Origin of the sequence: Mesorhizobium sp. M0296 (assembly GCF_040321675.1) — a bacterium.
Taxonomy (GTDB): Bacteria; Pseudomonadota; Alphaproteobacteria; order Rhizobiales; family Rhizobiaceae; genus Mesorhizobium.
The window spans coordinates 288261-301433 of sequence record NZ_JAMYRZ010000001.1; the positions used below are offsets into that span (position 1 = coordinate 288261).

Below are 13173 nucleotides of genomic sequence, written 5' to 3' on the forward strand. Positions count from 1 at the left end.
TTCGCTCAAGACGTGCTCGTTCGGCCTTGGCCTTTGAGCCAGCAGAGCGCCATTTCTGTTGCCGTTTCGACTGCGAGGTCCACCGTCATGCCGCGTATCCGCATCGCGTTGAACGTCGGAAAGTCGAATAGAAAGCTGATTGCCTGCACGACATCATCGCCGGGACCGTCGTTGGCCAGGGCCTCGCGCACGAATCCGGCCACCATGTGTCGCAGGTATTCCTCCCATTCCCGCATGGCTGGAAGCTCGCGCTCGCGCAGGTCGCTTTCGAGATGCCGTCCGCCACGGTGGTAGAAGGCGAACAGCTCGTTGGCGACCCGGCGCAACCGTTCTTTAGGGTGCGTCGCCCCGCCGATTATCTCAGTCACCGATTCGGGCGACGGAGGACGCAGACGCTCCATCAGCACTTCGCCGCACGCCGGCACCAGGTCATCCAGAGTAGGAAAATGCTTGTAGACGGTGCCAACGGCGACATCGGCTTCCGTAGCGATGTCCTTCCAAGTCGTGCCAAAGATGCCGTTCTGGGTGTGCAGCTTGATTGTCGCGTCGAGAATGCGCTGCCTCGTCTTGGCGAAGGCGGCAGTCCGGGAACCCATGCTGTAGCGGCGAGGGGACATAGACGTCCACTTAAATAATTGAATGAACAATTCAATCATTTAATTTATCTGGAGTCAATCCAGATTCGCAGGAGCCACTCGCTATTCCCCACTCGCTATTTCATTATTCACCCCATGAACCCGATCGAGCTTCTCGACTATGCCGGCGTCGCCGTCTTCGCGGCGACCGGTGCGCTGGCCGCCTCGCGCAAACAGCTCGACATTATCGGTTACCTGTTTCTGGCTAGCGTTGCCGGCATCGGGGGCGGAACGTTTCGCGACGTCATCCTCAACGTGCCCGTGTTCTGGGTGGGAAACCGCGACTATGTGCTAATCTGTGCAGCGGTGGCGGTCGTCGTCTTCTTCAGCGCACATCGTTTGGAGTCCCGCTACAAATTGCTGCTCTGGCTCGACGCCATAGGTCTTGCCGCATTTTCGGTGATGGGCGCGGCCAAGGGGCTGACGATCACCGGGTCACCTGCAGTTTCGATCGTCACCGGCATGCTCACCGCAACCCTTGGCGGCATTCTGCGCGATCTATTGACAGGCGAGCCTTCGGTGCTCCTGCGACCGGAGATCTACGTTACCGCAGCGCTTGCCGGCGCCGGCCTCTACACACTTGGCGATTTCGCCGGACTGCCGCCGCTTGCGTCGGGCCTGGCAGGTTTCATGGCGGCTTTCTGCGTACGCGGCGGCGCGCTGAAATTCGGCTGGGCCTTTCCGTCCTACAAAAGCAAGCCTGGCCGGCGTCCGGAAGATATTCCCTGATTTAAGGTGTCAGGCCGCAAACCGCTGCGCTTCTCCGCCATAATAATTGACGTAGCGGGCGCCGATCTCCTTGACCGGCATCACCACGAACACGTCGACCGTCGAGAATTCACGGTCGATGACGCAGCCGTCGCCGATGCGCGCGCCGACGCGCAGATAGCCCTTGACCAGCGGCGGCATCGCGGCGATCGCCGCCTTGGTATTGACGGCCTCGATCGGCATCAGATCCATGGAACAATAGCGCCCGGCGACGGCGCGCACGTCCCAGGATGAATTCGTCCGGCAGTGGTGGGCAAGATAGGTCAGCGCCTCCGCATGTGCCGCCGGCACGGTGCCGTGGAACGACGCGCAGCCGGTCATCACGCCGATGCCGTAATGGTTGATGTAGGCCCAGATGCCTTGCCACAGCGCCTCGATGGTGCGTTTCGAGCGGTATTCCGGCAGAACGCAGGAGCGGCCGAGCTCGAGGAAGCGCTGGCCGGGATGCCGCGCGATCAGCTTGGTCAGCTCGAATTCACCTTCGGAATAGAAGCCGCCGGCGGCCGCGGCAATCTCCTGCCGCAGCAGGCGGTAGGTGCCGACGATGCGGCGATGCTCGGGGCCGGAAAGCGAAGTATCGAAGACCAGCAGATGATCGCAGAGGGGATCGAAGCGATCGGCATCGCGGCGGTCCTGCATCTGGAACAGGTCCTTCCTGGCACCAAGCTCGTCGTAGAACACCCGGTAGCGCACTTCCTGCGCGGCAGCGATCTCGGCCTCGTTGCGGGCGAGCCGCACTTCGAGATTGCCGATGCGGCCGAGCGATGCGCCTTTTATGACGGCATCGGCGTTCCGGCCGACGAGCAAAGGCCCGCTGGCGTTCGGCCGAGCATCACATTCCGGCATGACTGTATGCACGAGTGATTCTCCTTCGAGCCATCCCTCTTGGCACGGGGATACGGTGTAGGTGCAACAGGATTGTGACAGTACCGTGATACGGCTCTGCGGGCAATACTTCGTCGGCTGGGTAATCTATCAACCGTCTATGTTGTGCCTCAGGCGGCCGCTTGCCCTTCGACCGCATGAACCAGGGCATCGGGGTCGAGCGGCTTGGTGACGAAGCCGCTGGCACCGTGAGCGAGCACGGCGTGGCGGGTCTTTTCCTGGCTGTCGGCCGACAGCACCATGATCGGCACCGGCGGCACCGCGGTCTCCTCCTCATGCCGGCGGATGGCGGCGATGGCGTCCAGGCCGTCCATGACAGGCATATGCAAGTCCATCAGCACCACGTCGTAACGGTGCTTGTGGCCGGTGCTGATGACCGCCTCGACGGCGGCCTTGCCGTTGCCGACCACTTTCACGCGATGCCCGGCCTTCAGCAGCGTGGCGCGGGCCAGCATGGCGTTGATGTCGTTGTCCTCGGCGATCAGCACCGACAGGCCCTGCTGGCGGGCGCCAATGGCGTGCCCCGCCTGCGCGCCGCGCCTTTGCAGTTGCGGCTCGGCGATGACCGGCGCGTGGCTGGTCAAAAGCACGCGCAGCAATGTCTCGCCGCGCACCGGCCTCGCAAGGAAGGTGGCGTAACCATTGGCACGGAACTCGCCAAGCATGCCACGGTCGGTCGGTGCGATCAGCGTCACTGCTTCGCAATCGGCAAATCCGCTCTGGCGCAGGCGCCTGAGCAGCCTGCCGTCGCTTTGCTCCATGGCAGCATCGATCAGCAGCACGTCGCAGCTCTCGGCGAAAGGGGTGGCCTGGGCGGCGGCGGTGGCCAGATCGACCGTGCCGCCATTGGCGCGAATGGTGCGGGCGAGGGCTTCGGCCTCGACCAGGTTCTTTGACACGATCACCGCATGCCGGCCCGACAGCGCGTCCTGGCGGATCTGCGGCGCCTCGACGGCGGAAATAGCGGGAATCTCGAAGACGAATTCGGACCCCTGGCCAAGCCGGCTCGACACAGAGATAGTGCCGCCCATGGCGGTCACCAGGCGCTTGGAAATGGCGAGACCGAGGCCGGCACCGCCATGCGCACGGGTCGAGGTGCCGTCAGCCTGTTCGAAGTCCTCGAATATGCGCTCCATGTCCTGCTCGCGCAGACCGGGGCCGGTGTCGGTGATGGTGAAGCGGATGCGGTCGGTGGTTTTGGTGCGGACGCGAGCGATGCTTGCCAGGACGCCGCCGCTGTCGGTGAACTTGACGGCGTTGCCGATGAGATTGAGCAGCACCTGCCTGACCCTGCCGGGGTCGGCGGTGATCAGCTGCGGCACGTCGGGTTCGACATGACAGCCGAGGCCAATATCCTTGGCAAAAGCCCGCGCCGCCAAAAGCTCGATGACATTGTCGGCGATCTCGCGCACCGACATCGGCTGCGGTTCGGGATCGAAGCGGCCGGCCTCGATCTTGGAGTAGTCGAGCAGGTCCTCGATCAGCGCCAGCAGCGCGCCGGCCGAGGTCGAGATGGCGCCGACATAGGTCCGCTGCTCGGGCGAAAGGCTGGTGTCGGCGAGAAGCCGGGCCATGCCCATGATGCCGTTCATCGGCGTGCGGATCTCGTGGCTGACGGTGGCGAGGAAGCGCGATTTGGCCTGGCTCGCATATTCGGCCCGCTCGCGGGCGGTGATCAGCGAGGATTCGGCGCGCTTGCGAGCGGTGATGTCGCGGGCGATGGCGCGATGCGAAACGGCGCCGCTGTCCTTGTCGCGCACCGACAGCTCGATCCAAGAGAACCAGCGTGGGCCGTCCGGCGTGCGAATGGCGACGTCGGTGGAACTCAGGCATTCATGGTCGGAAAACGCGGCGTCGGGGACGATGCCGACATCGATGCCTAGTTCGGCCAGGGTCTTGCCGGCAAGGTCGCGCTGGTCGGTTTCGACAAGGTCGGCGAAAACCTTGTTGGCGTAGACAATGTGGCCGTCGCGGTCACGATGGACGACGAGATCGCCGAGTGCATCGATCAGCCCGCGAAAGCGCTCCTCGCTCTCCTGCATCTCCCACATGCGGTCGGCCAGCGTCTCGATTTCGGCGCGGCTGCGGGCGGTCGTGGCATCGAGCAGGGCCACCGCGCGGCGCTCGGTGCGCCTGTTGCGCAGATGCATGGCGAGCCCGGCGATGGCTGTCGCCAAAAGGCCGATGGTGATGAAGACCGGCGCCCCGGTCAGATGCGAAAAGCCTGCCAGCACGACGATGGCGACGAGCGTCAGGAAGGGCAGGCCTTCGCGGTTGGAGGCCGGCAGTTCCGGCGCCAGCGGTGGCGCGGCGACAAGCTGCCGTCCTGGCGCCGCGGGGGCCGTCCCGTCGGCCCGTTCGGCTGGTTCCGCCTCTCTGATGCCGGGTTCCGCAATCATACGGAAATCCTGCCAGACAGAGCTTATCGAAGGTTGTGGTTGATCGCTCGAATTTTAGCGGTCGCGCTCTTTTTTATCCCTTGGGGGCTCACATATCCACCACCACGCGGCCGCGGATCTTACCCTCGACGATGTCATGCGCGGCGCCGATGATGCCGTCGAAGCCGATGCTCGTCGACAGGCTGGCAAGCTTTGCGTGGTCGAGATCGGCGCCGATGCGGCGCCAGGCCTCGAGGCGGACCGCCTTCGGCGCCATCACCGAATCGATGCCGAGCAGCGAGACGCCGCGCAGGATGAAGGGGGCGACGCTTGCCGGCAGGTCCATGCCGCCGGCGAGGCCGCAAGCGGCGACGGCGCCGCCATAGGAGGTCATCGACAGAACGTTGGCCAGCGTGTGACTGCCGACCGCATCGACGCCGCCGGCCCAGCGTTCCTTGGCGAGCGGTTTTGCCGGCTGGGTGAGCTCGTCGCGTGAAATCACTTCCGCGGCGCCGAGGTCGATCAGATAGGGGCTTTCGGCAGCGCGGCCGGTCGAGGCGATGACGTGATAGCCGAGGCTGGACAGGATCGAGACCGCGACCGAGCCGACGCCACCGGCAGCGCCGGTCACCACCACCGGGCCGCGATCGGGCACGATGCCGTGGCGCTCCAGCGCGATGACGCAAAGCATGGCGGTGTAGCCGGCGGTGCCGACCGCCATCGCATCATGCGGGCTCATGCCGTCCGGCAACGGCACCAGCCAGTCGCCCTTGACGCGGGCGCGCCCTGCAAAGGCGCCGAAATGCGTCTCGCCGACGCCCCAGCCGTTCAATATGACCTTGTCACCCTTGCGCCAGTCAGGATTGGAAGACGAGATGACGGTGCCGGCGAAATCGATGCCCGGCACCAGCGGCCAGCGGCGGATCACCGGCGCCTTGCCGGTAATTGCAAGACCGTCCTTGTAGTTCACCGTCGTCGCCTCGACCGCGACGGTGACGTCGCCCTCCATCAGGTCTGCCTCGGTAAGCTCGGTCACCGCGACCGACTGGTTTTTCTCGGCGTCACGCGAAACGAGGATGGCTTTGAAGGTTTCGGGCATTTTTTCTCCTCGGGCTTGCAGATCAGAATGTGCGGCGCCAGGCGAGTGAGGTCAATCGCTCGACGCTCCGCGCCGCCAGCCAATGAGTTCGTCGAAGACGACCAGCACCGCACCAACCGAAATGAAGGCGTCGGCGAGGTTGAAGATCGCGAAGGACCAGACCGGCGTATGGAACAGGACATAGTCGATGACATGACCGTAGATTGCGCGATCAATCAGGTTGCCGAGCGCGCCGCCGACGATCAGTGCGAAGCCGATGCGGGCAAGCAGGTGGCCGGGCGGCGTGCGGGCCGCAAGATAGAGCACGAAAGCGACCACCAGAACCGCGACGACCACCAGGCCGGTGTCGCCGAAGGACGAAAACAGCGAGAACGCGATGCCGGTGTTGTAGGTGCGGTACAGCGCTAGGAACGGAAGCAGGTCGAGCCGTTCCTGAAAGGCAAGACCGGTTTCGACTAGGTATTTCACCCACTGGTCGAGCGCTATCGCGGCGACGACCAGAAGAGCATACGGCCTCCAGGACTTCATGGTTTGCAGTTTCACGGTTTGAGATGTCACGATCTGGCGTCCTCCGGGCCGAGCTTCAGCGCGCCGCGCCGGATCTCGAACAGCATGACGCCGGTGGCCACCGCAAGGTTGAGCGAATCGGCGCGGCCGGCCTGCGGTATCCGCAGCAGTTTGTCGCAGCTTGCGGCAAGCTCGTCAGGCAGGCCTTGCTGCTCGTTGCCCATCATCAAAAGCACCGGGCCTTTTGAAAAATCGACCGAGCGGTAGTCGACCGCACCCTTCAGATGGGTGCCGGCGACGAGGCCGGGAAAGCTCGCTCGCCAGGCGAGAAAAGCTTCGGGCGACGCCTTGGCGACCGGCACGGCGAAAATCGAGCCCATGGTGGCGCGCACCGTTTCGACCGAAAAGGGATCGGTGGTCTCGCCGACCAAGATGACGCCCCTGGCCCCGACAGCGTCGACCGTGCGGATGACGGTGCCGAGATTGCCGGGGTCACGGACGCGGTCGAGCGCCACCCAGACGTCACCGTCACGGGCGCGGATGTCCTTCAACGGCAGGAATTTCTGCGAGAACACGCCGACGACCATTTGCGGATTGTCTCGGCGGGTGATGGCGACCAGCACTTTTTCCGAAACTTCAAGGACGGTGCCGCCGGCGGCGACCGTGCGCGCCGCGATCTTTTCAACCGCCGTATTGCCACGTCCGGCCTTGGCGAAGACCAATGTCCTGATCGACCAGCCGAGATCGAGCGCGTCGATGACCAGCTTCAGGCCTTCGGCCATGAAGGCATTCTGCTGGTCACGGAATTTCTTCAGCGCGAGCGCCTTGATGTCCTTGACCAGCGGGTTGGCGAGGCTGGTGACTTCCTTCACCTGCCCTGGCGCGCCCGCGTGCCGTTCGTAGGCACTCATTCAGGCCACCCAGCGTGAGAACAGCGAGGTCGAAAGCGCCCGACCGGCAGATTTCTCGCGGATGATCAATTCACCCGACTCGACCGTGCCGCCCATGCCGGCGAAGGTGTCGCGCATCAGGGCATGGATGGCGAAAAAAGAGGCGCGGATCGAATAGGCGGTCAGTACCACGGCGAGCGGCTTCGGCGTCAGGATCGCGCGGCAGACATCGGTTAGCGCCGGCAGGTCCTCGAACAGCTGCCAGACCTCGCCCTTCGGTCCGCGGCCATAGGCGGGCGGGTCGAACAGGATGATGTCGTAGCGGCTGCCGCGGCGCTCCTCGCGTTCGGCGAATTTTACGGCATCGTCGACAATCCAGCGGATCGGCTTTTGCGACAAGCCCGCCATTTCTTGGTTTTCGCGCGCCCAGCCGATCGCCTTCTTGGAAGCATCGACGTGGGTGACCTCGGCGCCGGCACGCGCCGCCACCAAGGAGGCAAGGCCGGTGTAACCGAACAGGTTCAACACCTTCACCGGCCGTTTTGCCGCCGCGATCAGTCCAGCCACGTGGTCCCAGTGCGAGGCCTGCTCGGGAAAGACGCCGACATGGCGAAACGAAGTGAAGCGGCCGAGATAATCTATGCCGTCATGCTTCATCGGCCAGGTCTCGCCGAGCGGCGTCTTGGGGAAGCGCCAGCGGCCGATGCCTTCCTCGTCGGTATCGCCGGTGAAAATGGCGTCGGCGCGCTCCCAGTCCCTGGCCGGCAAAGCCTTTTGCCAGATCGCCTGGCCCTCCGGCCGAACGATGCGGTAGGGGCCGTATTGCTCGAGTTTTTCTCCGGCCCCGCTGTCGAGCAGCGCGTAGTCCTGATTGGGGCCGACCTCGAGGATCAGCGGCAGATGTTCGGCAGGCAGCGCGCCATCGCGGCGGGATAGAGGGCGCGGCGCGGCTTTCGGCTCGGACCGGTCCTGCAGTTTAGGCTCCGAACCGGTCAGGCCGGCGTCGCGCCGCCGCGGCTGCTCCGCCCCGCCCTTCGCGGGCGGGCGGCTGTCGCGGCGTTTGTCGCGAAAAGGTTTCAAGAAGGCGCATCTCCGGAAGGCGGCTCGCCGCTTCTGCCACAGCACATTGACCGGCGCAACAAAAGGGCAACCGGATCAGCCGCGCCTGATCGACAGCAGGCCGACTGCGAGCGTTATGAAACCAACGGCCTTGAAGCCGGTGACGACCATATGGCCGGTTTCCCAGCTGCTCCGGATACTTTCGAAATTGTCCGGGATCGGTCCAGGCACCCAGGTGGCCAGGACATCGTTTGCCGGTTTGACCAGGGTAAACCACGCCACGAGGGCCATCAGATAAAGCACGGTGGCGGCCAAAATCCACCAGAATGCCGGGTGGTCGCTGCGCAGCATCCAGGCGAGAAGCCCCGGACAGGCGATCGCGGCCACGTCCAGCGGTGCGCCGACAATCGCGAAGAATTGGAACTGAGCGTTGAAGACAGTGGTTTCACGCCAGAGCGAAGGCGGCCATCTGGTCAGCCGCGGCACCGATTCCAGCACATGGGCGAAGGATGGTCCGAGGCTGAGCGCAGCGACGATGGCGGTCAAAACCGACCAGAACAACAGGAACCCGCGTATATCCATAATGGCCGGACAACGGCGTCAGGGCGCAGACGTTCCCGTCCGCCACCATGTCGCTTGCCGCCGAAAGTGCTGGGGCTCTATCGTGATTGAAACCAGGTCATGATTCATGTCCCGTGCTGAACGCCTGCTCGACCTGATCCAGATCCTGCGCCGGCATCGCCGGCCGGTCAGCGGCCGCAGCCTTGCGGGCGAAATGGGTGTGTCGATCCGCACGCTCTATCGCGATATCGCCACGCTGCAGGGGCAGGGCGCGCCGATCGAGGGCGAGGCGGGGTTGGGTTACGTGCTCAGGCCCGGTTTCATGCTGCCGCCCTTGATGTTCACCGATGAGGAGATCGAGGCGATCGTGCTCGGTTCGCGCTGGGTGGCCAAGCAGCCGGACTGGCGGCTTGCGAACGCCGCCACCGACGCGCTGGCCAAGATCGCCGCGGTGCTGCCGGACGATTTGCGCGAAGAGCTCGATGCCTCGACGCTGCTGGTCGGGTCGCGCACCGAGGTCACCGAAGGCATCGATCTCGGTGTGGTGCGGCAGGCCATCCGCGAGGAGCGCAAGCTGAGCTTTGTCTATCGCGACGCCGGCGGCGCTGCCTCCGAGCGCACCGTCTGGCCGTTCGCACTCGGCTTCTTCGACAAGGTGCGCGTCGTCGCGGCCTGGTGCGAGATGCGCCAGGATTTCAGGCACTTTCGCGCCGACCGGATATCCGGCCTCAATGCCACCGAGATGCGCTATCCGCGCCGCCGTCAGGTGCTGCTCAAAGAATGGCGGGCGACGCTCGACACGCCAAGCTAAGGCTGCTGCTCAGTTGAGACTGCTGCCAGAATCTGGCAGTGGCATACGGTATGCTCCTCCAGTCGAAACCATCTGGAGAGCAATTCATGACACCGCCCAATTTCGTCATCCTCTATGTCGACAAGCCTGAGCAAAGCGGCGCCTTCTATAGCGCGCTGCTGGGGCGGCAGCCGGTCGAGACCTCGCCGACCTTCGTGCTGTTCGTGCTCGACAACGGCTTCAAGCTCGGCCTCTGGTCGCGTCACACCGTGGAACCGGCCGCCGCGGCAGCAGGCGGCGGCGCCGAGATCGTCTTTGCGCTGGACACGCCGGGTGCCGTCGACGCCACCCATGCCGAGTGGGCCGGCCGCGGGCTGAAAATTCTGCAGACGCCGACCGACATGGATTTCGGCCGCACCTTCGTCGCGCTTGATCCCGACAGCCACCGGCTGCGGGTTTATTGGCAAAGGGAGTAAGGCAGTAGGGGTGTAGGGCAGTAGGGGAGTATGTGACAGGAAATATAGCTGGCGCGGCGCCGCACGATCAGTGCGGTTTCCTACTGCCCTACTGCCCTACTGCCCTACTGCCCTACTGCCCTACTGCCCTACTGCCCTACGCTTGCGCGATACACGGCAATGCCGGCGGCGAGGTCCTCGAGGGCTGCACCGACAGACTTGAACAGCGTGATCTCGTCGTCGTTCTGCCGGCCTTTTTTCTGGCCGCGCGTGAGTTCATAAAGGTCGGCGACGATGGCTTCCGGCTTCAACACGCCGGAGGCCAGCGGCTGGACGATGTCACCGGCTTCCTTGGTGGCGCCGGCGCGGGTGTCGACATAGACGCGGGCGCGTACGATCGCGTCGTCGTCGCTTTCGCGCATCCCCGGCGTGAAGCCGCCGACCAGATCGACATGGGTTCCGGCCTTCAACAGTGCCCCCTTGATCAGTGGCATGGTGGTGATGGTCGCCGACGATACGATATCGGCCTTTCCGAGTTCGGCGTCGAGATCGCCTGCTGCTTCGGCCGAAAAACCCTCGGCACGCAATTTTGCCGCGACCTTTTCGGCATTCGCCGGCGTGCGGTTCCAGATGCGGATGTTCTTGATCGGACGCACCGCCGAATGCGCCTTTGCAAGGAATGGCGACAGCGCGCCGGCGCCGACCACCAGCAGCCGCGATGCGTCCTCGCGGGCCAGATAGGAGGCGGCCAGCGCCGAGGCACAGGCAGTGCGCCACTGTGTCAGCCGCTGGCCATCGATCAATGCCTGCGGTTCGCCGGTGGTGCCGTCGAGCAAGAGGTAAAGCCCCATCACCGCGGGCTTGCCGACGGCATTGTTGTCGGGCGACACGGTGACGATCTTGACGCCGATATGGCCATCGGCCGAGGTGCCAGTGGCGTTGAAGTCGGTCCAGGCCGGCATCAAAAGCAGGGTCGAGGCGGCGGCATCGGGCCGCTCGACCGTGTGATGGTGCCTGACCGGCTGCACGGCGCCATCGCGAAAGGCGGCGCGCAACGTCTCGACCAGCCCGGAAAAGGTCAGCGCGCGGTCGACCTCGGCGGCGGAAATGGTCAGCATGAAAGGCTCCGTGGAGAACTAGGCCGGTTGTGCTTCAGGCCCGAGCCGCGGCTCAGTTCGTCGGCTTCGGCAAGGCCGGGCCCTGCGACGCGGTGGGCGCGCGGCTGACCGCCTGGCGCAGGTTCTCTGCCTCGGCGCCGCGCTGGCGCGCCAGCTTGCGGTAGCGGCCCTGCTTGATCCAGGTCGCCAGGCTGCCGACGATCATGCCGATGGCCAGCGCCAGGAACAGGAAAATGAAGAGCGGCACGGTCAGCGTCAGCGCCGGATTGCCGGGATTGAACGGATCGAGTGTGAAGGCGACCGGTTCGCGGTTGGCGACGGCCAGCGCAATCAGGATGACGGCCAGCGGCACGAAAACCACGATGAGAATGAAGCGATTGAACATGTTTTTCCGTTCGGAGCAAAGGCACCAGCGGTGGCGGGCGCCGCGCCTATTTGCCTCCGTTCAGCCTTTCACGCAATTCCTTGCCGGTCTTGAAGAACGGTACCCATTTCTCCTCGACCTCTACGGATTCGCCGGTGCGCGGGTTGCGGCCGGTGCGGGCGGGGCGGTTTTTCACCGAAAACGCGCCGAAGCCGCGCAACTCGACCCGGTTGCCCTCGGCAAGCGCGTCGGTGATTTCATCGAAGATGGCGCTGACAATGTTTTCGACGTCGCGCAGGAAAAGATGCGGATTACGCGTGGCGATGATCTGCACAAGTTCGGATTTGATCATGAAAAGGCTCCCCGTAAAAGCAGTGCCGCCGAAATTATCAGAATGATTTTATTTGGTTTTTCACTCGTCCCAAGCGGTTCCTCAAGGGTGCCAGACGGAAACGAGACCGTCAAGAAACAAGCGGTCCGCTCCAATTTCGTGAAGGACGTCGCCGTCATGGCCGGCCAGGCCAAGCGCAGCACCGACGGTCTGCGCCATCGCTTTGGAGAACAGGAAACCGCCGCGTTTTTCCGTGTCCTTCCATTCCACCACCTTGAGCTTGGCATCGACACCCTTGCCTGCAAGCCAGTCGATTGCTTCGGCCTCGCCGCCGACCGCGTCGATCAATCTGTTGGTGACCGCCTGCCGGCCGGTGAAGATCGACCCGTCTGCGAGCGCCAGCGCGTCCGGCTTGGTCATGTTGCGGCGCTCGGCGACGATGCCGACGAACCAGTCGTAGCTGTCGAGGATGAGCTTGCGGACCATGGCGCGCTCATCGTCATTGGTCGGCTTGAAGGGAGAAGGCGAGGCCTTCAAGGGCGAGGATTTCACCTCCTCCAGCTTGACGCCGAGCTTGTCCATGAGGCCGCTGACGTCCGGGTACTGGATCAGCACGCCGATCGAGCCGACGATCGAGGATTTGCGTGCGACAATATGGTCGGCCGCGGTGGCGATCATGTAGCCCGCCGAAGCCGCGAGCGTGCCGACCTCGGCCACCACCGGCTTGTCGGCAGCGAGCTTGCGCACTGCCTCGTAGATCGATTCGCCACCGACGGTGGTGCCGCCGGGTGAATCGATCGACAGGATCACAGCCTTGACGCGCGGCGACTGACGGATTGCCTCCAGCCGCTTGATCAGTTCTTCGTCTTCGGTGATGGTACCTTCGATCTTGACCTTGGCGATGTGGTCGACAGCCGCGCCGGTGAAGTCGTCACCATAGATCCACGCCGAAAAGGCGATCAGCCCGGCTGCGGCGACGATAATCGCCGCGACACGCCAGAATGTCAGCTTGCGGCGCAAGCGGCGGCGGTCGATCAGGTCGTCGGCTCTCAATGCCATGGTCAGCCTCGTAGTCGGTGGGAGCAAATGCTTTTAAAGCAACCATTCGCGCCCGGCTACCGTTTCCTGACGGCCTTGCGCCAAAGGCCGTCTTAGGCATTCGCGACAAGCCTCAACCTGTCACGTTCTACAGGCTCTAACACTGTGCGCCCATATCTGGTATGAGGTACAGGCTGCGCTGGGGCCATTTTCATTGTACAGGGGCGGCTGTCACATTTTTGCGGTTTTCCTCGGCTTGTGCTTGCTTGAGGGCGCCGGCACCCCACCTATAGGG

General features: G+C 64.1%; 15 protein-coding genes. 3 read left to right on the forward strand and 12 right to left on the reverse strand.

Features of this window, described 5'->3' with window-relative positions:
• Positions 1-5: 5 nt before the first annotated feature.
• Positions 6-656 carry a TetR/AcrR family transcriptional regulator gene (locus NKI97_RS01420; protein ID WP_352448335.1) on the reverse strand — a complete coding sequence of 217 codons (651 nt, stop codon included), beginning with the start codon at positions 654-656 and terminating at the stop codon, positions 6-8.
• Between the two features lie 75 nt (positions 657-731).
• Here NKI97_RS01420 and NKI97_RS01425 point away from each other — a divergent pair, with 75 nt between their 5' ends.
• The gene (locus tag NKI97_RS01425; protein ID WP_352448334.1) at positions 732-1364 is read left to right on the forward strand and encodes a trimeric intracellular cation channel family protein; all 633 of its coding nucleotides are present in this window, start codon (positions 732-734) and stop codon (positions 1362-1364) included.
• Between the two features lie 9 nt (positions 1365-1373).
• On the opposite strand, the gene olsB is transcribed toward NKI97_RS01425, so the two are convergent.
• The 7 genes from olsB to NKI97_RS01460 all read right to left on the reverse strand — a co-directional run bounded on the left by olsB (position 1374) and on the right by NKI97_RS01460 (position 8803).
• The gene (olsB, locus tag NKI97_RS01430) at positions 1374-2249 is read right to left on the reverse strand and encodes a l-ornithine N(alpha)-acyltransferase (RefSeq protein ID WP_023675251.1); all 876 of its coding nucleotides are present in this window, start codon (positions 2247-2249) and stop codon (positions 1374-1376) included.
• A gap of 149 nt (positions 2250-2398) precedes the next feature.
• Complete coding sequence (locus NKI97_RS01435) at positions 2399-4687, reverse strand: PAS domain-containing hybrid sensor histidine kinase/response regulator (RefSeq protein ID WP_352832317.1); 2289 nt, start codon at positions 4685-4687, stop codon at positions 2399-2401.
• Positions 4688-4775: 88 nt separating this feature from the next.
• Positions 4776-5765 (reverse strand): acrylyl-CoA reductase (NADPH), encoded by a 990-nt coding sequence (acuI, locus tag NKI97_RS01440; protein WP_352832319.1) that lies wholly within the window; start codon positions 5763-5765, stop codon positions 4776-4778.
• A gap of 51 nt (positions 5766-5816) precedes the next feature.
• Positions 5817-6293, reverse strand: coding sequence for a signal peptidase II (gene lspA, locus NKI97_RS01445; protein WP_352454178.1), 477 nt, complete (start codon positions 6291-6293; stop codon positions 5817-5819).
• A gap of 26 nt (positions 6294-6319) precedes the next feature.
• On the reverse strand, positions 6320-7183 hold the full coding sequence (locus NKI97_RS01450; protein ID WP_352832322.1) for a TrmH family RNA methyltransferase: 864 nt from the start codon (positions 7181-7183) through the stop codon (positions 6320-6322).
• The gene (locus tag NKI97_RS01455; RefSeq protein WP_502907065.1) at positions 7184-8137 is read right to left on the reverse strand and encodes an RsmD family RNA methyltransferase; all 954 of its coding nucleotides are present in this window, start codon (positions 8135-8137) and stop codon (positions 7184-7186) included. It lies immediately after the preceding gene.
• A 180-nt stretch (positions 8138-8317) separates the two neighbouring features.
• Positions 8318-8803 carry a DUF1772 domain-containing protein gene (locus tag NKI97_RS01460; protein WP_352832327.1) on the reverse strand — a complete coding sequence of 162 codons (486 nt, stop codon included), beginning with the start codon at positions 8801-8803 and terminating at the stop codon, positions 8318-8320.
• 106 nt (positions 8804-8909) lie between these two features.
• On the opposite strand from NKI97_RS01460, the gene NKI97_RS01465 reads away from it, so the two are divergent.
• Together NKI97_RS01465 and NKI97_RS01470 are read left to right on the forward strand one after the other, a co-directional pair.
• Positions 8910-9593: a helix-turn-helix transcriptional regulator gene (locus tag NKI97_RS01465; RefSeq protein ID WP_352468341.1), complete on the forward strand. Its 684-nt coding sequence runs from the start codon at positions 8910-8912 to the stop codon at positions 9591-9593.
• A gap of 86 nt (positions 9594-9679) precedes the next feature.
• Positions 9680-10048 (forward strand): VOC family protein, encoded by a 369-nt coding sequence (locus NKI97_RS01470; protein WP_352506606.1) that lies wholly within the window; start codon positions 9680-9682, stop codon positions 10046-10048.
• Positions 10049-10176: 128 nt separating this feature from the next.
• Here NKI97_RS01470 and lhpI read toward each other — a convergent pair whose 3' ends face one another.
• The 4 genes from lhpI to sppA form a co-directional block, all read right to left on the reverse strand.
• On the reverse strand, positions 10177-11145 hold the full coding sequence (lhpI, locus tag NKI97_RS01475) for a bifunctional Delta(1)-pyrroline-2-carboxylate/Delta(1)-piperideine-2-carboxylate reductase (protein ID WP_352832329.1): 969 nt from the start codon (positions 11143-11145) through the stop codon (positions 10177-10179).
• 52 nt (positions 11146-11197) lie between these two features.
• Complete coding sequence (locus NKI97_RS01480; protein WP_352633755.1) at positions 11198-11530, reverse strand: LapA family protein; 333 nt, start codon at positions 11528-11530, stop codon at positions 11198-11200.
• A gap of 46 nt (positions 11531-11576) precedes the next feature.
• Positions 11577-11861, reverse strand: a complete 285-nt coding sequence (locus tag NKI97_RS01485) for an integration host factor subunit beta (protein ID WP_023675261.1) — start codon at positions 11859-11861, stop codon at positions 11577-11579.
• A gap of 81 nt (positions 11862-11942) precedes the next feature.
• Positions 11943-12899 (reverse strand): signal peptide peptidase SppA, encoded by a 957-nt coding sequence (gene sppA, locus NKI97_RS01490; RefSeq protein ID WP_352448324.1) that lies wholly within the window; start codon positions 12897-12899, stop codon positions 11943-11945.
• Between the last annotated feature and the right edge of the window lie 274 nt (positions 12900-13173).

Coding starts and splice junctions, on each gene's coding strand:
- NKI97_RS01420 (WP_352448335.1), bottom strand. CDS start 656: ATGATTGAATTGTTCATTCAATTATTTAAGTGGACGTCTATGTCCCCT.
- NKI97_RS01425 (WP_352448334.1), top strand. CDS start 732: ATGAACCCGATCGAGCTTCTCGACTATGCCGGCGTCGCCGTCTTCGCG.
- olsB (WP_023675251.1), bottom strand. CDS start 2,249: ATGCCGGAATGTGATGCTCGGCCGAACGCCAGCGGGCCTTTGCTCGTC.
- NKI97_RS01435 (WP_352832317.1), bottom strand. CDS start 4,687: ATGATTGCGGAACCCGGCATCAGAGAGGCGGAACCAGCCGAACGGGCC.
- acuI (WP_352832319.1), bottom strand. CDS start 5,765: ATGCCCGAAACCTTCAAAGCCATCCTCGTTTCGCGTGACGCCGAGAAA.
- lspA (WP_352454178.1), bottom strand. CDS start 6,293: ATGAAGTCCTGGAGGCCGTATGCTCTTCTGGTCGTCGCCGCGATAGCG.
- NKI97_RS01450 (WP_352832322.1), bottom strand. CDS start 7,183: ATGAGTGCCTACGAACGGCACGCGGGCGCGCCAGGGCAGGTGAAGGAA.
- NKI97_RS01460 (WP_352832327.1), bottom strand. CDS start 8,803: ATGGATATACGCGGGTTCCTGTTGTTCTGGTCGGTTTTGACCGCCATC.
- NKI97_RS01465 (WP_352468341.1), top strand. CDS start 8,910: ATGTCCCGTGCTGAACGCCTGCTCGACCTGATCCAGATCCTGCGCCGG.
- NKI97_RS01470 (WP_352506606.1), top strand. CDS start 9,680: ATGACACCGCCCAATTTCGTCATCCTCTATGTCGACAAGCCTGAGCAA.
- lhpI (WP_352832329.1), bottom strand. CDS start 11,145: ATGCTGACCATTTCCGCCGCCGAGGTCGACCGCGCGCTGACCTTTTCC.
- NKI97_RS01480 (WP_352633755.1), bottom strand. CDS start 11,530: ATGTTCAATCGCTTCATTCTCATCGTGGTTTTCGTGCCGCTGGCCGTC.
- NKI97_RS01485 (WP_023675261.1), bottom strand. CDS start 11,861: ATGATCAAATCCGAACTTGTGCAGATCATCGCCACGCGTAATCCGCAT.
- sppA (WP_352448324.1), bottom strand. CDS start 12,899: ATGGCATTGAGAGCCGACGACCTGATCGACCGCCGCCGCTTGCGCCGC.